The organism is Halosimplex halophilum (assembly GCF_004698125.1).
In the GTDB taxonomy this organism is placed as follows: Archaea; Halobacteriota; Halobacteria; order Halobacteriales; family Haloarculaceae; genus Halosimplex; species Halosimplex halophilum.
Genome location: NZ_ML214298.1, coordinates 521,881 through 543,478, shown reverse-complemented (window position 1 = coordinate 543,478; position 21,598 = coordinate 521,881). Strand labels below are relative to the sequence as shown.

15 protein-coding genes are annotated in these 21,598 nt (G+C 72.3%); 7 read left to right on the top strand and 8 right to left on the bottom strand.

Translation table 11 applies throughout. The features are described 5' to 3' along the window. Nucleotides 1-50: 50 nt before the first annotated feature. Together E3328_RS13695 and E3328_RS13690 are read left to right on the top strand one after the other, a co-directional pair. Nucleotides 51-887: an alpha/beta fold hydrolase gene (locus tag E3328_RS13695; protein WP_135365195.1), complete on the top strand. Its 837-nt coding sequence runs from the start codon at nt 51-53 to the stop codon at nt 885-887. A gap of 64 nt (nt 888-951) precedes the next feature. Further along, on the top strand, nt 952-1,965 hold the full coding sequence (locus E3328_RS13690) for a mannose-1-phosphate guanylyltransferase (protein ID WP_135365194.1): 1,014 nt from the start codon (nt 952-954) through the stop codon (nt 1,963-1,965). A 29-nt stretch (nt 1,966-1,994) separates the two neighbouring features. Here E3328_RS13690 and E3328_RS13685 read toward each other — a convergent pair whose 3' ends face one another. Continuing rightward, a complete protein-coding gene (locus tag E3328_RS13685; RefSeq protein ID WP_135365193.1) occupies nt 1,995-3,119 on the bottom strand; it encodes a hypothetical protein in 1,125 nt (374 codons plus the stop codon). 625 nt (nt 3,120-3,744) lie between these two features. Between E3328_RS13685 and E3328_RS13680 the strand changes: the two genes are divergently transcribed. Then, nucleotides 3,745-5,037 (top strand): glycosyltransferase family 2 protein, encoded by a 1,293-nt coding sequence (locus E3328_RS13680; protein ID WP_135365192.1) that lies wholly within the window; start codon nt 3,745-3,747, stop codon nt 5,035-5,037. A 405-nt stretch (nt 5,038-5,442) separates the two neighbouring features. Further along, on the top strand, nt 5,443-7,701 hold the full coding sequence (locus E3328_RS13675) for a beta-glucosidase (RefSeq protein ID WP_135365191.1): 2,259 nt from the start codon (nt 5,443-5,445) through the stop codon (nt 7,699-7,701). 33 nt (nt 7,702-7,734) lie between these two features. Here E3328_RS13675 and E3328_RS13670 read toward each other — a convergent pair whose 3' ends face one another. Beyond that, nucleotides 7,735-9,252, bottom strand: coding sequence for an FAD-dependent oxidoreductase (locus tag E3328_RS13670; protein WP_135365190.1), 1,518 nt, complete (start codon nt 9,250-9,252; stop codon nt 7,735-7,737). A gap of 217 nt (nt 9,253-9,469) precedes the next feature. Between E3328_RS13670 and E3328_RS13665 the strand changes: the two genes are divergently transcribed. Next, the gene (locus E3328_RS13665) at nt 9,470-11,104 is read left to right on the top strand and encodes a potassium channel family protein (protein WP_135365189.1); all 1,635 of its coding nucleotides are present in this window, start codon (nt 9,470-9,472) and stop codon (nt 11,102-11,104) included. A gap of 31 nt (nt 11,105-11,135) precedes the next feature. Here E3328_RS13665 and E3328_RS13660 read toward each other — a convergent pair whose 3' ends face one another. From E3328_RS13660 to E3328_RS13635, 6 genes are all read right to left on the bottom strand, one after another. After that, nucleotides 11,136-11,987 carry an MBL fold metallo-hydrolase gene (locus E3328_RS13660; protein ID WP_135365188.1) on the bottom strand — a complete coding sequence of 284 codons (852 nt, stop codon included), beginning with the start codon at nt 11,985-11,987 and terminating at the stop codon, nt 11,136-11,138. A 111-nt stretch (nt 11,988-12,098) separates the two neighbouring features. After that, nucleotides 12,099-13,754, bottom strand: a complete 1,656-nt coding sequence (locus E3328_RS13655; protein WP_135365187.1) for a BGTF surface domain-containing protein — start codon at nt 13,752-13,754, stop codon at nt 12,099-12,101. After that, nucleotides 13,751-15,412, bottom strand: a complete 1,662-nt coding sequence (locus tag E3328_RS13650) for a DUF7282 domain-containing protein (RefSeq protein WP_135365186.1) — start codon at nt 15,410-15,412, stop codon at nt 13,751-13,753. Before E3328_RS13650 ends, E3328_RS13655 begins: the two co-directional genes overlap by 4 nt. A gap of 103 nt (nt 15,413-15,515) precedes the next feature. Beyond that, nucleotides 15,516-16,688 (bottom strand): cell division protein FtsZ, encoded by a 1,173-nt coding sequence (gene ftsZ / locus E3328_RS13645; protein WP_135365185.1) that lies wholly within the window; start codon nt 16,686-16,688, stop codon nt 15,516-15,518. A gap of 255 nt (nt 16,689-16,943) precedes the next feature. Then, the gene (locus E3328_RS13640) at nt 16,944-18,344 is read right to left on the bottom strand and encodes a D-aminoacyl-tRNA deacylase (protein WP_135365184.1); all 1,401 of its coding nucleotides are present in this window, start codon (nt 18,342-18,344) and stop codon (nt 16,944-16,946) included. A 1-nt stretch (nt 18,345) separates the two neighbouring features. After that, nucleotides 18,346-19,707 (bottom strand): sodium:calcium antiporter, encoded by a 1,362-nt coding sequence (locus E3328_RS13635; protein WP_135365731.1) that lies wholly within the window; start codon nt 19,705-19,707, stop codon nt 18,346-18,348. Nucleotides 19,708-19,930: 223 nt separating this feature from the next. Here E3328_RS13635 and aroE point away from each other — a divergent pair, with 223 nt between their 5' ends. Both aroE and E3328_RS13625 read left to right on the top strand, forming a co-directional pair. After that, nucleotides 19,931-20,791 (top strand): shikimate dehydrogenase, encoded by an 861-nt coding sequence (gene aroE, locus E3328_RS13630; protein ID WP_135365183.1) that lies wholly within the window; start codon nt 19,931-19,933, stop codon nt 20,789-20,791. Nucleotides 20,792-20,941: 150 nt separating this feature from the next. After that, on the top strand, nt 20,942-21,553 hold the full coding sequence (locus E3328_RS13625; RefSeq protein WP_135365182.1) for a helix-hairpin-helix domain-containing protein: 612 nt from the start codon (nt 20,942-20,944) through the stop codon (nt 21,551-21,553). The last annotated feature ends 45 nt before the right edge of the window (nt 21,554-21,598 follow it).

The following is a 21,598-nucleotide window of genomic DNA, read 5'->3' as shown; positions in this document are numbered from 1 at the left end:
GCACGACTGAGAGTCAGACGTAGCCCCGCGACCCCACAACGGGGAGTCCCATGCCGACGACACGCGCAACGACCGCAGCGGACGGTATCGAGGTCGAGTACGAACGCCACGGCGACGGCCGGCCCGTCGTCCTCCTCCACGGCGGGATGGCGCCCCGCGAGTACTGGCAGCCCGTGATCCCCCACTTCGACGAATACGGTGCCGTCGTCCCCCAGCGCCAGGGTTTCGGTACCTGTCTCGACGACCCCCAGGAGACCGGCCCCGACGAGGTACTGGAGCGGGAGGTCGCGTACGTCCGCGCGCTCGTCGACGACCTCGACGTAAGGAACGACGAACCGCCGGTCCTGCTCGGCCATTCCTTCGGCGCACTCACCGCCATCGAGACCGCGCGAGCTCTCACCGCCGACGGCGAATCCGATGCCATCGAAGCCGTCGTCGCCTACGAACCCGCGATCCTCCCCGAGGCGTTCGCCGAGCACGCCGACCTGGCCGACCGAATGGCGGCCCGCCTCGACGGTGGCGACCGCGAGGGCGCGATGAAGCTGTACGTCGAGCAGGTCGTCCTCGCGGGCGAAGTCGAGGATCTGGACGCCTGGCTGGCCGGGTGGCCGGTCTGGCCCGACTGCGTCGACTTGGTCGAGGAAGTGATCCGGATGAACTACGCGGTCGAGCACTACGAACTCCCCGAGCGACTCGACGCGGACGCGCCCGCGCTCGTCCTCGCGGGGACCGAGGGACCGGACTTCCTCCGCGAGAGCGCCCGGGCGGTCCACGACGCGCTCCCGTCGAGCCGGTTCGTCGAGTTCGACGGCGTCAGCCACAGCGGCCCCTCGGAGGCGCCCGAGCGAACCGCCGCCGAGGTTCGGGCGTTCCTCGACGCCCGCTGACGGCGACCCACCGCCGGGCCGGGAAGCCGCCGGCTATTTCTCCGAGCCGGTCGACCCCAGGCACATGACCGACCCCATCGTCGCGGTCGTCCTCGCGGGCGGGACCGGCACGCGCCTCTACCCCGCCAGCCGCAGCGACCGCCCGAAGCAGTTCCGCTCGCTCGGCGGCGACCGCTCGCTGCTGGCCGAGACCGTCGACCGCGCCGGCTTCGCCGACGAGGTGTACGTCCTCACCCGACCGGACCTGGCCGACGAGGTCCGCGAGCACGCCCCCTCGGCGGCCGTGCTCACCGAACCCGAGCCGAAGGACACCGGCCCCGCGCTCGCCTACGCCGCCCACCGCGTCCGCGAACAGGTCGGCGACTGTACGCTGGTCTGTCTCCCGAGCGACCACCACATCGAGGGCGACTTCGCCGGGACGATGACCGACGCCGCCGCCGTCGCCGCCGAGACCGACTCGCTCGTGACCGTCGGCGTCGAGCCCAGCCGACCGGAGACCGGCTACGGCTACATCAAGCCGGACGACGAGGCCGAGACCGACAGCGGCCGCACGTACTACCCCGTCGATAAGTTCACGGAGAAACCGGACCAGGGCGCGGCGATGCGCTACCGCCACCACGGCTACTACTGGAACGCCGGGATGTTCGCCTGGACGCCCGACGCCTTCCTCCGGGAGGCCGCCGACACGGAACTGGCCCCCCTCGTCGACGCGCTCGACGCGGGCGACCCGGCGCGCGGGTTCGACGCCGTCGACCCGGTCAGCGTCGACTACGCGGTCATGGAGGCGACCGACGACGCTGCCCTCGTCCCCGCGACCTTCGAGTGGGACGACCTCGGTGCGTGGGACGCCGTCGCCCGCGTGGCGGACACCGACGAGGACGGGAACGCGGTCCTCGGGGACGCGCTCACCGTCGACGCGGAGAACACCGTCGTCGCCACCGACGGCCACGCCAGCGTCGTCGGCGTCTCCGACCTCGTCGTCGCCGCCTACGGCGACCGCACCCTCGTCGTCCCCAGGGACCAGGCCCAGCGGGTCCGTGAGGTCGTCGCAGAGCTGGAAGAGGACGGTCTGTTCTGAGGCCGCCGCGGATGTGTTGCGGGTGCGGGTCAGGCGGGCTCCAGCCCGTCGACCAGCCGGCGGAAGGTGTCGCCGTCGAGGTACCGCGACGCGCCCGCGACGACGACGTAGGTGACGCCGTCCTCGGTCCAGACCGCCTCCCAGGCCCCCGACTCCTCCGTCAGCGCCGCGTAGTGGACGCGCTCGCCGCGCAACGCGACCGTCTCCCTGGTCTCGGCGGGCTGGTCGGCCGGCTCCGGCGGCACGTCGGGTCCGAGTTCGCTGTCGGGCGCCGCCGCGGTGATCCACAGGTGGTCGCTCCCATTGTCCGCGCGGCGGTAGACGGCCTCGACGGCCCCGCTGTCGGGGAACGTCGCGGCCGAATCGAGACCGTAGGCCGCCCCGACGCCATTGTCACTGGGGACCAGTAGCTCGGGAGTCACGTCGCCGAGCGCCACCGGCGAACAGGGGACGCTCTCGTCGTACGGACGGGCGATCCCGTGGGTCCACAGCCCGTGGGGGACCCCGACCGCCTCGCACCGGTAGCGGCACCAGTAGTTCAGCCGGTGGAACGGGACCTGCCAGACGGCGGGCGACTCACCGTCCGCCGGGTCCGCGTCCGCCGCCGGCACCAGCCCGTCGAGGAGCCCTTCGAGTTCGGCGTCGTCGAACTCGCCGTCGAGGACGGACACCTCGACCTGCGTGCGCGCCCGCTGGACGCAGGCGCCCCGGTTGCCCTTGTAGTCGGTGCCGAGGAAGCCGACGGCGTCGCCCGCCTCGACCGGCGTCGGCTCCTCGGTGCCCCACAGCGGCGCGACGCTGGCGGCCGGCGGCGCCCAGTCGTACAGGAACTGCTTCATCCGCAGCTCGCGGCCTTCCCCGGCCACGACGGTCCGGACCGCGGCCGGGTTCCCCTCGCTGTACGGCGTCTGTCCGATGTCTTCGGCGTCCAGCCCGTCGGGCCGCCCCGGCGGCTGTTCGGGCCGGATCGTCGTCTCGCGTATCGCGCAGTCACCGGGGAGCCACCCCGGCTCGAACACGACGAAGTTCGCCCCCGTCTGCGCGTCCGCGGGAGTGGTCTCGCGAGGCGGTTCGGCCGCGTCGGCGTCGGTCAGTCGAACGTCCGGCCCCGCCGTCCGCCAGTCGGTCCCGTCGCTCGGCCGCTCGTCGGTCATACCCGATCCGGCGGGCGCCGACGCCTAAACCGTTCCCTGAACGACGTTTTTGTAAGATATCGGACTGCACAGTGGGTCGTGCGGAGCGTTCAGTATAGGCGAGCGCTGTTGCGGTGAACGGTTGCGGTGCGGTCGGCGCGCGCTGGAGCGCGCGTTCATGCGCGCGACCGTAGCCGCGCGAGGGATGAGCACCGCACGCCGGAGGCGCGCGGAGCGCAATCGGCTGGGGAGGTTCGTGGCCGTCTGCGGTGCTGTGCGGGGCGGTGCTGTCCTGGCGGACTGAACGGGCGAGGCACGCTCGCGTGCAGTTCAGTCGCCTGAGCGACCCCTACCCGAGGCGGCCGCGAGGCCGCGAGGGTATGTCGCTCAGCGACCGCGAGCGCGACGAGGGCGTTCAGCGCTCGCTGTCGGCTGCGGTCACTCTCGCACGACTTCGTGCCACACCAGATCAACCAGAAACAACCGTTCAACCCACAACGCGAACGACACGCCGTGTACGGCCCCCAATACTTACCGGGGAGCCGGGAGTATCGGCCGGAACAGTACCCGAACTGGGCGATCCGCCACGGGAGTCCCGCTCGCGCCCGCGCTCCCCGCGGACACACCCGTCTCGGTCCCCGCCCCGATGGTCTCACACACGTTCCGCCGGTGGCTCGACAGAGCCTGTTTCGCCCTCGCGGCGCTCGCCGTCGTCACCGTCGGGTTCGTCCAGGGGCGGATCACGGTCACGCTTCCGCTGCTCTTCCTCGGTCTCGGGAGCGTCACCGTCCTCAACGCGGCGGTCGCCTGCCTGAGCTTCGCCGCGACGCTGTCGAGTTCCGCCGCCGTCTTCTTCGCCGAGGTGCTCCGCGAGCGCCGCCGTGGCCCCTACCCGTCGACCGGCCCGGAGATCGCGGCCGTCGTCCCCTCCTACGGCGACGCGGGCGCGCTCCACCGCAGCGTCGAGAGCCTGCTGGCCGCCGACTACGCGGACGTGGCCGTCTGCGTCGTCTGCGAGCCGGGCGACGAGTCGACGCTGTCGGTCGCGCGCTCGCTGGCCGACCGCCGGCGGGTCACCTGCCTCGTCAACGACCGTAATCCGGGGTCGAAGGCCGCCGCCGTCAACTACGCCGTCGACCGCACCGACGCGCCGTACGTCGGCGTGTTCGACGCCGACGAGCGGGTCCACCCGACGTTCCTCCCCGCCGCGGCCGCCGGCCTCGAAGCTTACGAGGCCGTCCAGGGCCGCACGTTCCCTCGCCCGGACGGCCTCCTTGAGACGGTCACCTACTACGAGTCGGTCGTGCTGGGCTACCTGAGCCACCGGCTGGTCGCGCTGCTGACGGACTTCGACATGGTCGCGAGCAACGCGCTCGTCCTGCGCCGCGACACCTACGAGCGCGTCGGCGGCTACGACCCGCGGATGCTCACCGAGGACTTCGACTTCGCCTTCCGCTGTTACGAGGACGGCGTCTCCGTCCAGTCGTCGTTCGCCTACCCCTCGGAGATCGAGGGCGCTCACACTCTCCGTGACTGGTGGGGCCAGCGCAAGCGCTGGATGACCGGCTACGCGCAGGTGTTCCACCGCCGGCTCGGCCGCCTCGACCCGCTTGGTCGCCCGCGCAGCGTCGCCTCGCTGGCCGTCTGCGGCGGCGCCATCCTGGGCAACTTCGTCGTCCTCTCGCTGGTCCCCCAGGCCGTCGTCCTCGGCGCGACCGGCGCAGGGGTCGTCCTCGGCGTGACGGTCGGGGCGCTGGCGGGGGTCTGTCTCGGCGTTCGCCTGCTCGACCGCCGCGTCGGCGTCGTCGACTCGGTGGGCCTCGGCTGGCTGCTCGTCCCGTTCGTCCTCCCCCTGTACAGTCTCGCCGCCATCAAGGGGATCGTCGAGTACCCCATCTCCTGGCGCGGCGAGTGGTTCCGCGTCGAGAAGGAGGGGTGACAGTGGGGTCTACCGACGGGAAATCGGAGATCGCCGCAACAGCGACCGCGAACTCGACAGCAACCACGAACTCGACAGCAACCACGAACTCGACAGCAACCGCAGACAGCGTGAAAGCCCCCGTCCGCTTCCATTCCCGCCCGTATCGGCTCGCCGACCAGTCTGGGCGGGCGGGAATGAAAGGGGCGACTCGCTCGACGAAGGCCGACGACGCGGGCACTGCAACGAGCGAAGCGAGTGAAGCGCGCAGCGAGGCGCCCGAGTCGAGCGAGTCGGGGCTTTCACGCTGTTCGCGGTCACGGGTCCGTTCGCGGTTGCGGTAGCGGGTATCACTCCGGGAGACCCGCTCCGAACTGATCGAACCCGGCACAACGAATATCCGGGCACCGCCCCTCGTACCGAGAGATGAGCGACGGCCGAGTCGACGGCCTCCTATCAGATCTGACGCTCGACGAGAAACTGCGGCTGGTCCGCGGCCGGCCCGACCCCGAGGGCCGCGCCACCGGCTACGTCCCGGGCGTCGAACGCCTCGACATCCCGCCGCTGCGGCTCGTCGACGGACCGCTGGGGGTCCGCGACCGCGAGGCGACGGCGTTCCCGGCGACCATCGCCCTGGGGGCGTCCTGGGACCCCGACCTGGCGCGGCGCCTCGGCCGCGCGCTCGCCGCGGAAACCCGAGCACGGGGCCACGACGTGTTGCTCGCGCCCGGGCTGAACATCGTGCGCGTCCCCACCGGCGGCCGCAACTTCGAGTACCTGAGCGAGGATCCCGTACTCACGAGCGCCGTTGGCGCCGCCTACGTCGACGGAGTCGAAACGGGGGGCGTCGGCGCGACGGCCAAACACTTCGTCGCGAACAACCAGGAGCACCGCCGCGACACGGTCGACGCCGTCGTCCCCGAGCGGGCGCTGCGGGAGATCTACCTCCCGGGCTTCCGCGCGGCGGTCGACGCGGACGCCTCGGCGGTGATGGCCGCGTACAACCGCGTCAACGGCCACTACATGAGCGAGAACCGACGGCTGCTGGAGGGCGTCCTCCGCGGGGAGTGGGGCTTCGACGGCGTGGTGATGAGCGACTGGTGGGGGACTCACGACGCAGCCGCGGCCGCCGAGGGCGGGCTCGACCTGGAGATGCCCGGCGCCTCCGCGGTCGAACTGTTCGCGCCCCACAGCCGCTGGCTGCGCGCGATGCTCCGCCTCCGACTGTCCGATCGACTGGACCTCGATCCGCCGCTGCTGTGGCGACTCACCGACCGATTGGCCGACGAGGGCCAGCCCGACCCCTACCCCTTCGACTTCTTCGGCGACCCGCTCCGCCGGGCCATCGACGACGGACTGGTCGCCGAAGCGACGCTCGACCGGAAGGTCCGGCACGTCCTCGGACTGTACGAGCGGGCCGGGCTGCTCGACGGACGGTCGGAGGGGTCGGCGCGGTGGGGCAGAGCGGGCGACACTGCGCCGTCCGTCGACTGGGACGCCCACCACGACCTCGCCCGCGAGGTGGCCCGCCGCGGGACCGTCCTGCTGGCCAACGACGGGACCCTCCCGCTCGGGGAGGACGACTCCCTCGCCGTCGTCGGGCCGAACGCCGACGAGGCGAAGGTCGGCGGCGGCGGGAGTTCGGAGGTCACCCCGACGCGGACCGTCAGCCCCGTCGAGGGCCTCAGGGCGGGAGCGTCCCGGGTCACGTTCGAGCGCGGGGTCAAGCGGGTGGCGAACCCGTCGATGTTCGACCTGCCGGGGTCGGGACTCCGGCGGCGACTGCGCGCCGGACCGGACTTCGACGCCGCGGTACGGGCGGCGGCCGACGCCGACGCCGCGATCGTCGTCGTCCAGGACGGCGCGACCGAGAGCGAAGACCGCACGTCGATGGCCCTGCCCGGGGAACAGGACCGGCTCGTCCGCGCCGTCGCCGCGGAGAACCCCCGTACCGTCGTCGTCTGCCGGTCGAGCGGCCCGGTCGAGATGCCGTGGGCGAGCGAAGTCGCCGCCGTCGTGCAGACGTGGTACCCCGGGCAGGCGGACGGCGCGGCGCTCGCGGACGTGCTCTTCGGCGCCGACCCCGGCGGACGGCTCCCCCTGACGGTCGGCCGCCGGTTCGAGGACTACACCGTCGCCGGCGACCAGCGCCGGTACCCGGGCGTCAACGAACACGTGCACTACGACGAGGGCATCTTCGTCGGCTACCGCGGCTTCGACCGCGACGGCGTCGCCCCCCGCTACCCCTTCGGTCACGGCCGCTCGTACGCCGACTTCGCGTACGCGGACCTGGCCGTCGAGCGCGCCGCGGCCGCCGGTGGGACTGACGGCGACGGGACGGACGGCGGCGGGACGGACGGTGGCGACCTCGACGCTCCGGCCATCGATGTCACCGTCACCGTCGCGAACCGCGCCGGCCGCCCGGGGCGGGAGGTCGTCCAGGCGTACGTCGAGCCGCCCGACCCGCCGGGTGCGACCGCTCGCCCCGGGCGCGAACTCGGCGGCTTCGTGTCGGTCGCGCTGGATCCCGGCGAGCGGCGGGCCGTCCCGCTGTCGGTCCCGCGCCGGGCGCTCGCCCGGTACGACCCCGGTGCGGGCTGGACGGTCGACCCCGGCGAGTACGCGGTCGTCGTCGGCCGGTCCGCGCGCGGGGGGCGTGTTCGGGCGACGGTCACCGTCGGCTGACGTGCCGTCGTCGGACAAGTCGCCGACGGGCACTCAGTGCTGGCCGAGCGCGCCGTGGTAGAACTCCCGGTGGTCGTAGTGGTCGGCCACGTCCTCGCGGATCGACCCGTAGTTCCGCTCGACCGCCCGGCGCGTCTCGTCGTCGATCTCGAAGTCGTGGGACTCGTAGAACGCCGAGGTCGCGCCCATGTGGTGGATCAGCGCGTAGAAGTCCAGCGGCTGGAAGAAGAGTGGGTCGTCGATCTCGGGATGGCCCATCGTCGGGTCGACGTGGGCGTCGAAGCCGGTGCGGTCGAACGCCTCGATCAGCAGCTCCGTCCGCCGGCTGAGCTCGACCGACTGAGCGTCCTCCCAGAACTCGGTGTCGCCGTCGGCGTAGGCGTAGTGGACGCTGATGAAGTCGTAGATGGACTCCCAGGTCTCCCGGACCCAGGCGTTGTACCGCTCGCGGACCGCGTCGTCCGCGACGCGACCGTGGCCGGACAGCAGCGTCGCGAGCGTGACCGACGCCTTCGCGTTGGCCGTCAGCCCCGTCGACTGCAGCGGCTCGACGAACCCCTCGGCGTTGCCGACCGCCACGCAGTTCTCCACCCACGCCCGCTCGTGATACCCCGAGTCGAACTCGTATTTGACCACGTCGTCGGCGTCGATCCCCTCGCAGTGAGCGACGAACTCCTCGCGGGCCGCGGCCTCCGAGACGTAGTCCGAGGCGTAGACGTAGCCGCGGTCGCGGTTGTCGTAGGTGTCGATCTGCCAGAACCAGCCCGCCTCGCCCGTCTCGACGACCGTCGCCGGCACCACGTCCGCCAGGTCGATCTCCGACCGGGCGTTCAGGGCCGCGTCCAGCGGCAGGTCGAACTCGCGGAAGTCGTCGGTCTGCTCGCCCCTGAGCACGCGCGAGAAGCCCGTCGCGTCGACGTACAGGTCGGCCTCGTAGGCCCGGTTGCGACTCCGGAGCCGCCTGATCCGGTCGTCGGCCACGTCGACGGTCACGACCTCGTCGTCGATCAGCCTGATCCCCCTGTCGAGACACAGGTCCCGGAGGAACTCGTTGAACCGCTCCGTGTTGAGGTGGTAGGCGACGTTGTCGTACTTGCGGGCGCCCCCCTCGCGGGGCGAGAAGTACCACGGCGACTTCCCCTGGGCGACCAGCTGCTCGCACTTGGACTGGTGGGCCTCGCTGTCGTGCAGCTCCGAGTAGTAGAAGTAGAAGGCCTCGTTGGTGTCCCGCTCCTCCGGGTTCGGGAACTTCCGGCTCTGGTCGAACGGGTAGTGGAACGGCTCGTTCCCGCACCAGTCGCGGAAGTACACCGACGCCTTCCACACCGGCTTGACCGCCTCGACGAACGATCGCTCGTCGATACCGAGGCTGTCGTGGAGGATCTGCTGGATCGCCAGGAAGGTGCTCTTGCCGACCTGCGGGACCGGCTGGCCGAAGTCGTCGACGACCGATACGTCCAGCCCGGGGTTCATCCGCTGCAGCGCCAGCGCCGCGAGCAGCCCCGAGTCCCCGCCGCCCACCACGGTCACGTCCTCGATGCGCTCGCTCATCGTTCCCCTACGGGAGAGTCGGCCTAATGAATCTATTTCAGCGCGAGGGACAGGTCCGCCCGACACCGCCGCCCGCTCGAACGTCGGCGGACGGGTTGGGAGTCGGCCGGTGACTGTTCGTGGTCATCGCCCCGTCCGGATCCGCCGCCGTTCGCCGCTCGGTCCGGCGGATCCGTCTCCCAGAACCGTTTTACGGGCCAGCGGTAACCACACGGGTATGAACACGTGGCAGCGCCGGTCGGTCATCTACACCGGCGTGCTCGCCCTCTCGATGTACGCCTTCACGGTCGTCTACCAGTACGGGATGGCGGCCTTCGAGGGCGACCCCAAGACGTTCCTGGAGGCGCTGCAGTTCGTCGTCGAGACGTTCACGACGACCGGCTACGGCTCCCAGGCGGGCTGGGAGTCGGCGGCGATGCTCGTGCTCGTCATCGTCATGGACGTGACCGGGACCGTGATGATCTTCCTGGCGCTCCCGGTGGTCGCGTTCCCGGCCTTCGAGGAGGCGCTGTCGACGACCGTGCCCACGGCGGTCGAGAACGGCCACGAGGACCACGTCGTCGTCGCCACGTACACCCCGCGCGTCGAGACGCTCATCGCCGAACTCGACGCCCGCGGCGTCGACTGGGTGATCGTCGAACCGGACCGCGACCGCGCGACGGACCTCTACGAGGAGGGCTACGAGGTGATCCACAACGACCCCGACTCCGCCGACGGGCTCGCCGCCGCGAACTTCTCGGACGCGCGGGCGCTGGTCGCCGACGTGTCCGACCAGGTCGACGCCAGCATCGTCCTCACCGCCAAGGAGATCGACGAGTCGGTGCGCGTCGTCAGCGTCGTCGAGGAGCCCGACCGCGCCCGCTACCACGACCTGGCCGGCGCCGACGCGGTGCTGTCGCCGCGCCCGCTCCTGGGCGAGAGCCTCGCCCGGAAGGTCACCGCCAGCGTCTCGACGGACCTGGGCAGCAAGGTCGAACTCGGCGAGGACTTCGACATCGTCGAACTCCCGGTCCACAGGGGCGCCGACGTGGCCGGACGGACTCTCGCCGAGAGCGGGCTCCGCGAGCGGGCCGGCGTCAACGTCATCGGCGCCTGGTTCGACGGCGAGTTCGAGAGCCCGCCCTCGCCCGACTCCGTCATCGAACCCGGGACCGTCCTGCTGATGACCGGCCGCGACGACCAGCTCGAGGCGCTGGCCGACCGCACCCGCTCGGAGGTGCGCCGCCACACCACCGGCGAGACGGTCGTCGTCGGCTACGGCGAGGTGGGTCGCACGGTCACGAACGTCCTCGACGACGCCGACCTGCCCTACACCGTCGTCGACAAGGAGGACGGAGCGGGCGTCGACGTGGTCGGCGACGCGACCGACCCCGCAGTGCTGGAGCGGGCCGGCCTCGGGGACGCGCGGTCGGTCATCCTCGCCATCCCCGACGACACCGCCGCCGAGTTCGCGACGCTGGTCGTCCGCGACGAGAGCCGGCGGGTCGAGATCGTCGCCCGCGCCGAGGAGGCCGAGGCGGCCCGGAAGATGTACCGCGCCGGCGCCGACTACGTCCTCGCGCTGGGGACCGTGACGGGGCGGATGGTCGCCTCCGCCGTCCTCGAAGACGAGGACGTGATCTCGCTGGACACCCAGGTCGAAGTCGTCCGCACGCGCGCGCCGGGGCTCGTCGGCACCACGCTCGGCGACGCCGACGTGCGCGCCCGCACCGGCGTCACCGTCGTCGCCGTCGAACGCGACGGCGAGGTGGTGACGGATCTGGGCCCCGAATTCCGCGCCCGCAGCGGCGACGAACTCGTCGTCGCCGGCCCCGACGAGGCCACCAACCGCTTCTCCGAAGTGTTCGGCTGACGGGCCGCCATCGTGGGTCGAGTCGCCGCGTTCACTCGTCGAGGTAGGTCGGCACCTCGACCCCGGGCCGGTCCAGTCGCAGGCGGTCGCCCACCTCGACCTCCTCGACGACCCGCGGGTACTCGAAGGTCGTCGCCGCCTTCGCGAGCGCGCCGGGGTCGGCCTGGATCGACCGCCAGCGCCGCCAGTGGGTCGGGACCAGCCGCTCGATCCCGACCATGTTCGCCGCGTCGACCACGTCTTGGGCGTCGTTGTACAGCTTCCGCCGGACGACCTCGCCGTCCTGTCGCAGGCGGGCGCTCGTCCCGTAGGAGAGCATCCCCACGTCCACGTCGAACGCCTCGCCGACCGCCTCGAACGCCTCGCACGGGCGGTTGTCGCCGCCGTGGAAGATCGTCCCCGCCTCGTGTTCGAGAACGTACGTGACGCTGCCGTCGGCGTCGGGGTCGCGCCCGCCCCGGACGTGGACGGTGAGGTCGCCCACCTCGTAGCTGTCGCCCGGTTCGACGACTTCCCGGTCCTCGTCGGCGACCGCGCTCACGTCGTGATTCTCGTAGCACGCCGCGGGCGCGTGGACCGCGGCGCCGTCGCGGTCGAGCAGCGGGCCAAAGGAGGGCGGCCAGAAGTGGTCGCGGTGGTCGTGCGTGCAGAAGACGGCGTCGCAGGCCTCGGCCCACCCCGGCTCCATCGGCACCGGCGGCATCCGCGCGACGTACTCGCGGTCCCGCTCGGTGCTGAAGTAGGGGTCGACGAACAGGGTCGTCTCGGGCGTCCGGACCGCCCACCCGGTCACGCCCAGGAACCACAGCGACACGCCCTCCACCCCGGAGCCGAACAGCTCCTCGCGGGCCCACCACCGGCCCCAGTCGCTGGTTATCGTCATCGGGTCACCCGCCGGCGCGCGTCGGGGCCTCTGCGGTCCATGCGTACCGGTCCCGCGGGGTGCGGGTAAACCTTCCGAGGGGGGCGCCGCGGGGCACGTCCGGAACCCGAGTTACGGGCTCCGACGGCCGGAGCGGCGGGCGCCGAGCGCCGCGAGCGCCAGCGCGCCGAGCAGTGCCCCGACCGCGCCGAACCCGGGGCCGTCGACGGCGGTCGTCTCGGCCGTCGGGGACGCTGTTCGCGTCGGGGTCGTCGCCGGATCACCCGGGGGCGTCCCGGACGCCGTCGTGGTCGACGGAGCGGTCGGCGTCGGTGACGCGGTCGGCGAGGCCGATGCGGCGGTGTCGGTCGGCGTCGCGGATGTGGTCGGCGACGCCGTCGGCGTCGAGCGGTCCGCGACCACGAGAGCGGGGTCGACGTACCCCCGGTACCCATCGTCCCACGAGTCCCGCGGGTCGAGTCGCGTCCCGTTCGACCGGATCTCGATGTCGAAGGTCGTACCCGGCGCGACCCCGCCGAGGTCGAACTCGGCGCGGAACCGGTAGACCGCCCCCTCGGCGCCGGGCGGTCGCTCCCGTGCGACGCGGACCGTCTCGGTGAGCGGGAACGGGTCGCTCTCGGCGTTCGACAGCCTGATCGTGACCGTCGACCCCGGAGCGAGGTTCGTCCACCCGGCTACGGTCCGGTTCGGTGCCGGTGCGACCGCGACCGTTCCGTCCTCCTCCGTCGGGAACGTGACGGTCGCGTCCGGTTGAACCACGAAGAACCGTCCCGTCCGCCATCCCTCGTAGAGGTCGCTCGGGTTCAGCCGATGTTCGTCGTCGACGACAAACCGGGGGACGTAGTCGTTCCCGTCGATCAGGTGGGGCTCGCCGAACGTCCACCCCCCGACTTCGTGGAGCTCGCCGTAGTCTCGCGGCAGCGCCGTCAGGTCGGCCGCGACGTAGTAGGTGTCGTTGGCGGGCTCGGCGGCGACCGTCGTCACGTTCGCCGCGGCGAGCGAGAGGTGCTGGCGCAGGCGCGACGGTCCGGGCATCCGCTCGCTGAGCAGGAGCGACGCGTTCGGCCCCGCGAGCAACCGCCGGAAGCGCGCCTCGTCGGTCGCTCCCGACTCGTTCGCGACCGCGCCGGCGACGCCGGGCACGGTCAGTCGCAGGACGAACGTGTCGCCCACAGCGACCTCGTCCGCGGGGGTGAGCCACCGCCGGTCCTGCGCTCGCCGGATCGCCGCCGGCGAGTCGAGGCGCTCGCGCGACCCGTTCGGCGCGACCATCACCGTCGCGTTGCCGAGCCCGGGGTCGGCCAGCGTGAGCCCGGCGGTGTCGGCCGGCTCGCCGCCGGTGTCGTTCGCGTACGCCGCGACGCGATACGTCCCGGCCGGCAGTCGACCGGTGGCGTCGTCGGCCGACAGCCGGTCGCCCTCCCCGATGTCGTACACCTCGGCGGCGGTCACGCCCGGTCCGGCCACGTACGAGTTCAGCGCGAGCGCGACCCGCCCGTCGCCGCTCGCGTCCGTGAGGGTCAGCCGGCGGTCACCGCCTGGACCAGTCACGACGACGGCGACCGACTCCCCCCGCGGGACCGCGAGCGTGAACTCGGCCACGTCGCCGTCGGCCTGTTCGACCGCGTCCTCCTCGATGGCGACGTGGGAGTCGGCGGCCGTGTCGCCCGGGGCGACGGGCGCCCCGAGGGCGACTCCCGGGAGGCAGAGCGCGGCGGCGAACGCGACGGCGGCTACCCGCCGGAACGGACGGCCGGCTCCGGTCATCGGCCCCGCCTCCGAGCGCGGGCGATTCCCAGCAGCGCGACGAGCATCGTCGCGGCGAGGGCGGCCACCGACCCGAACCCGGAGCCGTCCTCGGCTGTCACCCCGGTCCTCCCGTCAGTCCCCGACGTGTCCGTGGTCGACGGGGGCGTGGGTGTCACGCCGGTATCGACGTGGACGGTGGCCGTCGACGACGGTGGGACGGTCGACGGGTCACTCGGCGTCGCTGTCGGCGATTCCGTCGTCACCGACGGCTGGAACGGGGTCGGTGTGGCCGTGGCCGTCCCGGTCGGCGGCGAGTCGGTCGTCGGACTCGTCCGCGGGACCGTCGCGGCGACGGCCCGCATCGAGTCGGCGTACGGCCGGTCGACCGAACGGAAGTAGCTCCCGTCGCCGTCGGAGTCGTGCGCGAGGTAGACGCGGAGGTCCGCGTCGCCGGCCGCCGCCGCATCGCTGACGTTCACCTGCACCCCCTCGTGGGTACCGGGGTCGAAGTAGTCGCTGCTACCGACGACCGTGCCGCCGTCCACGCGCTCGACGGCGACGAAACCGCCCGCGGGCAGGGTCGCGTTCGCGACGCGGACGACGCCGTCGGCGAACGGATCGGTCGCGAGATCGACCGCGGCGGCGGGCGAATCGACGGGCGCTCGGTACTCGCTGCGCTCGTAATCGCTGTCGGCGGACGCTCTCTCCGGCCGAACGTGGAGCCCGATCTCGGTTCCGGGTTCGACGCCGCTGAGGTTCAGCGCGGTTTCGAAGACGAACTTCGGCGGCTGGAACTCGCCGGGATCGACCGTCTCACGCGTGACGCGAGCTGTTGCGGTCCGCGGCGGGTCGATCCCCGTGGCGTCGGTCACCGTGACGGTGACCGTCGACCCGGGCGCGAGCGGCGTGTAACCGGTGACGGTCTGGTTCGGCGCCGCGGCGAAGCCGGGGGCCAGATCCCCGTCGAGGTCGGCGCCCGAGAGCGACGCCGCGCGGTCGAGGAGCACGAAGCGCCCGGTCCGGTTCGGCTCGTCGACCGATCCGGGATTCAACCGGTGGTCCCCATCGACGAGGAGCCGCGGGACGAACTCGGCCTCGGAGAAGTGGTCGTCGATCCCCGGGCCCCCCGTGGCGCGGGGGACGACCGCGAGGTCGGCAGCCACGTAGTAGGTGTCGTTGGCGGTGTCGGCGGCGACCGCCTGGCCGCGCGAGCCGTTCAGGTAGAAGACCCGCCGGTCTCCGTGCGGGCTCACGTGCCGCTGGACGAGTCGGAGCGAGACGTGCTCGCCCGCCAGCACCGACTGGAACCGCGCACCGGCGGTGTCGCCGGTCGCGTTCGCCACCCTGTCGGCCATCCCCGGCAGTCGCAGTCGGAACACGACCGTGTCCCCGTCGGCGACGACGGGCGACCGCGTCACCCATCCGGCCTCGCGCCCCCGGTCGATCGCCGCGACGGACGTGAGGCGATCGACCGAGCCGCGCGGAGCGACCATGACGGTCGCGTTCGTGCCGTTCGGAGGGTGTTCCGCTACGGCCCTGTCGGCGCCGGGGCGGTCGGTCTCCCCAGCGGGACCGTCGCCACCGGGCGCGGCGGCAGAACCGGCCGCGAGCGCCGCCGCGACCAGGGCGACGGTGACGACGGTCGCGACCGCACCGCGGGAGGGCGTCGCTGTCATACGCGCCGGGTTCACTATCCGCTCAAAAGTGTTTTGTGGTGATCAAATCTCGAACGAACGCTCGCGCTGACGAGAGGAGAGACCCCGGAGGATCCGGAACGGATTACTCGACGTAGTCGATGTCGTCGCCGAGTTCCTTGGAGGCGCGTTCCTGCTCGGCTTCGCTCTTGCCGTAGATCTGGGGGCTCTCGACGCCCGTCACCACGATCATCGTCTCCATCTTGCCCTCGAACTGCTGGTTGACGCTCGCGCCCCAGATGATGCGGGCGTCGGGGTCGATGCGGTCGTAGATCTCCTCGACGACGCCCTCGGCCTCCTCGATGGACATGTCGGGGCCGCCGACGACGTTGACCAGGGCGGAGTTGGCGCCGTCGAACTCCACGTCCAGCAGCGGCGAGCGCAGCGCCGAGCGGATGGAGTCCTGGGCCTTGTTCTCGGAGTCGGACTCGCCGAGGCCGATCATGGCGACGCCGCCGTTCTCCATGATGGTGCGAACGTCGGCGAAGTCGACGTTGACGAGGCCGGGCTTGGTTATCAGCTCGGTCATGCCCTTCACCGAGCGCATCAGGACGCGGTCGCAGATCTTGAACGCGTCCTGCAGGGGCATCGACGGCGCGTAGTCGAGCAGGCGGTCGTTCGGGACGACGATGACGGTGTCCGAGACCGCTCGCAGTCGCTCCAGACCGGCGTCGGCGTTGGCGCGACGACGCTCACCTTCCGCGGTGAAGGGGATGGTGACGATGGAGATGGTGAGCGCGCCCTGGTCCTGGGCGGCCTGGGCGACCACGGGGGCCGACCCGGTCCCCGTGCCGCCGCCGAGGCCGGCGGTGACGAACACCATGTCGGAGCCGTCGATGGACTGCTGGATGTCTTCGAGGTTCTCCTGGGCGGCCTCCTCGCCGATCTTCGGGACGGAGCCGGCGCCGCGACCGCCGGTGCGCTTGCGGCCGATGAGGATCTTCGTGTCGGCCTTGACCTCGTCGGCGAGGTGCTGGGCGTCCGTGTTGGCGGCGACGAGCTTCGCCCCGTGGATCCCCTCCTCCATCATCCGGGTGACGGTGTTGCCGCCGGCCCCCCCGCAGCCGACGACGGTGATCTTCGTCTCCAGATCCTTGACCACGTCGGCCAGTTCCTCGTCGGACATCTGCCCCGAGGTGGACATCTCGTCCGTCCCCGTCGAACCCCCCGTATCCTGCGGTTCCCGGGGCTCCTGCTCGGCCGCCTCCTCCCGCTCGGCCTCGGCCTCGTCGATCGCGTCGTCGATTATAGAGTCCATATTTAAGTTTCCGTTGCTGGGCAACATTTATTAAGCTTCTCCCGCGCGTCAGACGCCTGACTGACGCTCGGTAGCACGCCCGTACTTCGGTGTTCGCCCGTGTAAGCCACCCTTACTCCCGCGGACGGGCGTCTCGGCCGATCTCCAGGTGAAACGGTGGGGCGGCGGGGCGCGCGCCGGATGCGTTTCGACTGCGGATCGGATACGTGCGCGGTGGTTGCGGGATCGGAACGGGGCGCGGCCGGCGAGCGGGGGCTACCCCGAGGGGTCCTCGACCGGGAAGCGGCGCTCGCGCTCGACGTGGACCACCGCGGGGTCGATCTCCTCGCCGTCGACGGTCACGGGTTCGCCCTCGGCGAGCCTGCCGAGCTTCGGCCCGTCGGGGACGCCGAGCGTGCGGGCGCGTTCGGGGTCGAACGCCGACTCCCGGGCGACGACCGCGCCGTCGGCGCGCTCGACGGTCTCGTACGTCGCTTCGAGGACGGCGGCGAGTTCGTCGACCAGCGCCGCCCCGTCGCGGTCGGCGTCGACGAGCGCCCGGCCCTCGGCGCGGGTGCCGCTCTCTGTCGTCTCGAAGGCGACCGTCGCCCGTTCGACGGCCTCGCGGGCCGCCTCGTGGTCGATCCCCTGGGCCTCGGCGAGCAGGTCGTCGGGGAGGGCGACCGTCTCCAGGCTCCCGTCGTCCGGGTCCCCCTCGTAGCCGGCCGCGCGCTCGCCGAACCGGACGCCCGCCTCGACGCTCCCCAGTCGGTCCTCGACGGCGGCCACCAGATCCAGCGGGACGCCGGTCGTCTCGCGGACCCAGGTCTCGCTCACGGCGCGGTAACCCAAGTCGTCGACCACTCCTTCGAGGGCGGGGCGGTCGCCCTCGACGACGGCGTAGTCGGCGGCGCTCGCCTCGAAGGCGCGGCGGACCACGTCGCGGTTGCGCTCGGGGTCGCCCATCGCGTCGAGCCCCCAGTCGGGGGCGATATGGCCGACCGCCCAGTCGGTCTCGGCGAGGATCCGCTCGAAGCGGGGGGCGTAGTGGCCGCCGCCGAACCCGACGAGGTGCCGACGAGTGCCGTCCTCGTCGGGGGCGTCCGGGTCGGTCTCCCGGAGCGCGAGGATGGCGCGGGCGACCGCCTCGGCCGCGTCGGGGTCGTCCCACTGCGGTTCGTCGCTGCCGACCTCGACGAACATCGAGGGGACGCCCACGTCGGTCGGGCCGTGGTGGGTCGCCTCCATCCCGACCTCGTAACCCTCGGGGGCGTGCTCGCGCAGGGCCGCGAGGACGCGCCGGTGGGCGTTCGGGCAGGCACGGGCGAACGCGCCGGGTTCGCCGCCGTACTCGGCGGGGCCGAAGTTGCCGGTGTGGTGGGCGGTCAGCAGCGGCCCCGTCTCGCCGGCGTGGCGGGAGGCGAAGACGAGCAGGTCCGGTTCTGTCCGGCCCTCTGCGCCGTCGACGCGGCCGAACGCGTCGGCGACGCCGTCGAGTTCCAGGTGCAGGTCGTCGAACTCCCGCAGTTCGACCGAGCCGGTGCGGTAGACGGTCCCGCCGCCCGCGGCGTCGGGGCGGGAGCCGTCGGTGTGCTCCGTCCAGTCGGTGACGGCACGCAGGCGCTTCCCGATGTGGACCGAGGCGGAGTCGTCCCGGGAGACGGCGACGGCGAGCATCTCAGTCGGCGAACTCCGGGTGGACGGGCTCGCGGCCGAGCGCCGTGCGGCCGGCGTCGGCGGCCAGTCCGAGCATCCGTTTCAGCGCCTCCCGGCGGAGGGCGAACAGCGCAGTCCCGATGAGCGCGTAGGCGGCCGTGTAGACCAGCAGGAGTTCGTAGGACGACACCGGCACCGCGAACAGGTCGCGGATGATGACGAACTCCAGGGCCACCTGCGAGATGAACAGGACGAAGATGGTCAGCGCCTCGCGGACGCTGATCTCGAAGTCGACCAGCACCGCCAGCGCGAAGTAGCTCTGGGCGGCGGTGATCCAGATCTCGGCGGCCTGCTTCTGGTCGAACGGGAGCACGCCGTACTGGCCGTAGGCCAGCGAGAAGACGACCGACAGCGTCCCGATGAGCAGCGTCCACTGGTTGAGCTTCGAGGAGATCAGCGCGTTGAACCCGGCGGTCGAGCGGGCCTTGTTCACGAGGACGACCACGACGATGAGCTCCGGGCTCTCGGAGGCCAGCGGCGCGATCCACTGGATCATGAAGAACTCGGGGATGCCGTTGTTGATGCCGATCTGTTCGAGACCGTGGGCGAACGGCTCGACGGCCGAGAAGATCATCGCGCCGGAGTAGCCGAACAGGGCGAGGACGACCATCGGGCGCCAGGGGAGCGACCACGACTGGAAGTACTGGGGGACGCCGACGTGTTCCTCCTCGGCGTCCACGTCGCCGCGGATGATGATGAGGATGTAGGTGACGTAGAGGCCGACGAGCAGGGCGGTGTCGAGCGCGTCGATGCCGCCGCCGAGGGGGACGAAGAAGGCCCACAGCGTCGCGAGGAAGAGGAAGGCGACCTCCGTGGCGATGCTCCGGTCGAGTTTGACGGCGTCGGCCAGCCACCCCTCGCGGTCGCGGACCGCGGGGTCGCGGGTCTTGGCGGCCCGGTAGACGGTGAAGACGGCGATGCCGGCCCAGCCGATGCCGATGAGGATGCGGTTGGCGCCGGTCATGTTCGCGACCGCGAGGTTGGCGTCGTGGCAGGCCCGCGCGAGTTCGGTCTCGCCGGCCTCGACGGCGGCGGTAGAGAGGTCGGCGCAGGCGGCGGTCGTCGCGCCGCCCGACCCGGCGCTCCAGGCGTACAGCGCGTCGACCGCGTACTCGGGGGCGACCGCCAGCACCGCCAGGACGGCGATGGCGAACGCCCGCGGCACGTCCTTCTCGGCGGTCTCGGCGCCCCACGCGAGCAGGAACGAGGCGCCGAGGACGGCCACGCCGCTGACGGCGACGGTCGGGACGGTGCCCAGGTCCGTGCCGGTGAGGACGGCCGCGACCCACCCGGCCGTCAGGGCGAGGGCGCCGGCGACCTGCACCAGCGGATGACTGAGGCGACTCACTGTATCGGGCCACGACACCTCCGCTTGAAACAGTTGCGAATCCCGCGCCCGCCAGTCCTCGCGGCCCCGGTCGCCCCCCGCGGCCCGGGCCGGACGAGCCGGGACGGGTCGCGTCGCCGGTCCATCGCGGTCCCGGCCCCCGTTGTCCGCGGCGGGCCGAGACGGAACACGTTATGTCGGCGGCCCCGCTGGGGTCGGTATGGACGTCTACGGACTCATCGGCAACCCGGTGGGCCACTCGCTGTCCCCGCCGATGCACGAGGCGGGCTACGAGGCGCTCGACGTCGACGCCCGCTACGTCACGTTCGAACCGCCGAGAGACGGCGCCGCCGCGGCGGTCGAGGGCGCCGCCGACCTCGGCGTCGCCGGGCTGAACGTCACGATCCCGTTCAAGCAGGACGCCCTGGCGGCCGTCGAACCGGACTCGCTCGCCCGCCGCATCGGCGCGGTCAACACCGTCGACTTCTCGGGCGACCGGATCACGGGCCACAACACCGACGCCGTCGGGGCCACGCGGGCGCTGCGGGCCCACGACGTGGACCTGTCGGGGACGGCCGTCGTCGTCGGCGCCGGCGGCGCCGGCCGCGCGGTCGCGTTCGGCCTCGCCGACGAGGGGATGACCGTCCGGGTCGCCAACCGCACCGAGTCGAAGGCCCGCGGCCTGGCCGCGGACGTGCGAGGCGAAGGGACGGACGCGGACGGGGCCGCCGAAGACGCGACCGCTCCGGACGGAGTGGACGCCGACGCGACGGGCCACGGCCTCGACGCCCTCCCCGAGCTGCTGGCCGACGCCGACGTACTGGTCAACGCGACCAGCGTCGGGATGGAGGCCGACGAGACGCCGGTCCCGGCCGGCGCGCTGCACGGCGACCTGGGCGTGCTCGACGCCGTCTACCGGCCGCTGGAGACGCGACTCCTTCGGGACGCCGCCGACGCCGGCGCGACCACCGTCGACGGCGCCTGGATGCTCCTCTATCAGGGCGTCGCGGCGTTCGAGCGGTGGACCGGCCGCGAGGCGCCGGTCGACGCGATGAACGAGGCGCTGCGCGACCGGCTCTGAGCCGCGACGGGCGGCTCGGGAGCCCGTTCGGGGCGCTCTCGCGGCGGCCGACGCCCCGGACGACCGCCGAGCCGTCGGCGGAAACGACCGGTCCTGTCCCTCCAGCGAGTGCAGAAAGACGTTAAGTGATGGGGTCCGCTATTGCTCCCCATGGGGCTCATCGAGCGTATCAAGTCTGCACTCGGGCTGGGCGCGTCCTCTTCGACTTCCCAGCCGGCAGCGTCCGCCACCGACGGCCCGTCGCCGGGCGACGACCCCGGCGCGGGCGACGGGGCTGCCGGCGACGGCGTCGACGTGACCGTCGAGCACGAACCCGCGACCGCCAGCGAGGACGCGGTCAAAGGGACCGACACCGCGACCGACTCGCCGACCGGACCGACCGGCTCGACCGACGAGGCGGAGACCGAGGCCGAGGACGACGGCGACACGGAGGCCACCGACACTGAGGCCGAAGCCGACACGGAGGCCACCGAAGCCGAGGGCGAAACCGTCGAGGCCGAGGAGTCGGACGCCGCCGAAACCGGCGACGCGGACGCCGCCGCGGCCGACGACTCGTCGACCGAGGCGCCGACCGACCCCGCGCCCGACGCGGAGCTGGAGGACATCAAGGGCATCGGGCCGGCCTACGGCGAGCGCCTGCGCGAGGCGGGCGTCGACGGCGTCGGCGACCTGGCCGAGTCCGACCCCGCGGCGCTGGCCGAGGAGACCGACATCGCCGAGTCGCGCGTCGAGAACTGGGTCGAACAGGCGAAACTCTACTGACCGCTCCCCTTGCGGGGACCGAAAACCGGTTATCTCCCCCGTGCT

What these genes read in the sequence shown, in the direction of transcription:
- E3328_RS13670 (WP_135365190.1), bottom strand. Translation starts at nt 9,252, where the DNA reads ATGAGCGAGCGCATCGAGGACGTGACCGTGGTGGGCGGCGGGGACTCG.
- E3328_RS13650 (WP_135365186.1), bottom strand. Translation starts at nt 15,412, where the DNA reads ATGACAGCGACGCCCTCCCGCGGTGCGGTCGCGACCGTCGTCACCGTC.
- E3328_RS13660 (WP_135365188.1), bottom strand. Translation starts at nt 11,987, where the DNA reads ATGACGATAACCAGCGACTGGGGCCGGTGGTGGGCCCGCGAGGAGCTG.
- E3328_RS13685 (WP_135365193.1), bottom strand. Translation starts at nt 3,119, where the DNA reads ATGACCGACGAGCGGCCGAGCGACGGGACCGACTGGCGGACGGCGGGG.
- E3328_RS13625 (WP_135365182.1), top strand. Translation starts at nt 20,942, where the DNA reads ATGGGGCTCATCGAGCGTATCAAGTCTGCACTCGGGCTGGGCGCGTCC.
- E3328_RS13655 (WP_135365187.1), bottom strand. Translation starts at nt 13,754, where the DNA reads ATGACCGGAGCCGGCCGTCCGTTCCGGCGGGTAGCCGCCGTCGCGTTC.
- E3328_RS13695 (WP_135365195.1), top strand. Translation starts at nt 51, where the DNA reads ATGCCGACGACACGCGCAACGACCGCAGCGGACGGTATCGAGGTCGAG.
- E3328_RS13690 (WP_135365194.1), top strand. Translation starts at nt 952, where the DNA reads ATGACCGACCCCATCGTCGCGGTCGTCCTCGCGGGCGGGACCGGCACG.
- aroE (WP_135365183.1), top strand. Translation starts at nt 19,931, where the DNA reads ATGGACGTCTACGGACTCATCGGCAACCCGGTGGGCCACTCGCTGTCC.
- E3328_RS13675 (WP_135365191.1), top strand. Translation starts at nt 5,443, where the DNA reads ATGAGCGACGGCCGAGTCGACGGCCTCCTATCAGATCTGACGCTCGAC.
- E3328_RS13680 (WP_135365192.1), top strand. Translation starts at nt 3,745, where the DNA reads ATGGTCTCACACACGTTCCGCCGGTGGCTCGACAGAGCCTGTTTCGCC.
- E3328_RS13640 (WP_135365184.1), bottom strand. Translation starts at nt 18,344, where the DNA reads ATGCTCGCCGTCGCCGTCTCCCGGGACGACTCCGCCTCGGTCCACATC.
- E3328_RS13665 (WP_135365189.1), top strand. Translation starts at nt 9,470, where the DNA reads ATGAACACGTGGCAGCGCCGGTCGGTCATCTACACCGGCGTGCTCGCC.
- ftsZ (WP_135365185.1), bottom strand. Translation starts at nt 16,688, where the DNA reads ATGGACTCTATAATCGACGACGCGATCGACGAGGCCGAGGCCGAGCGG.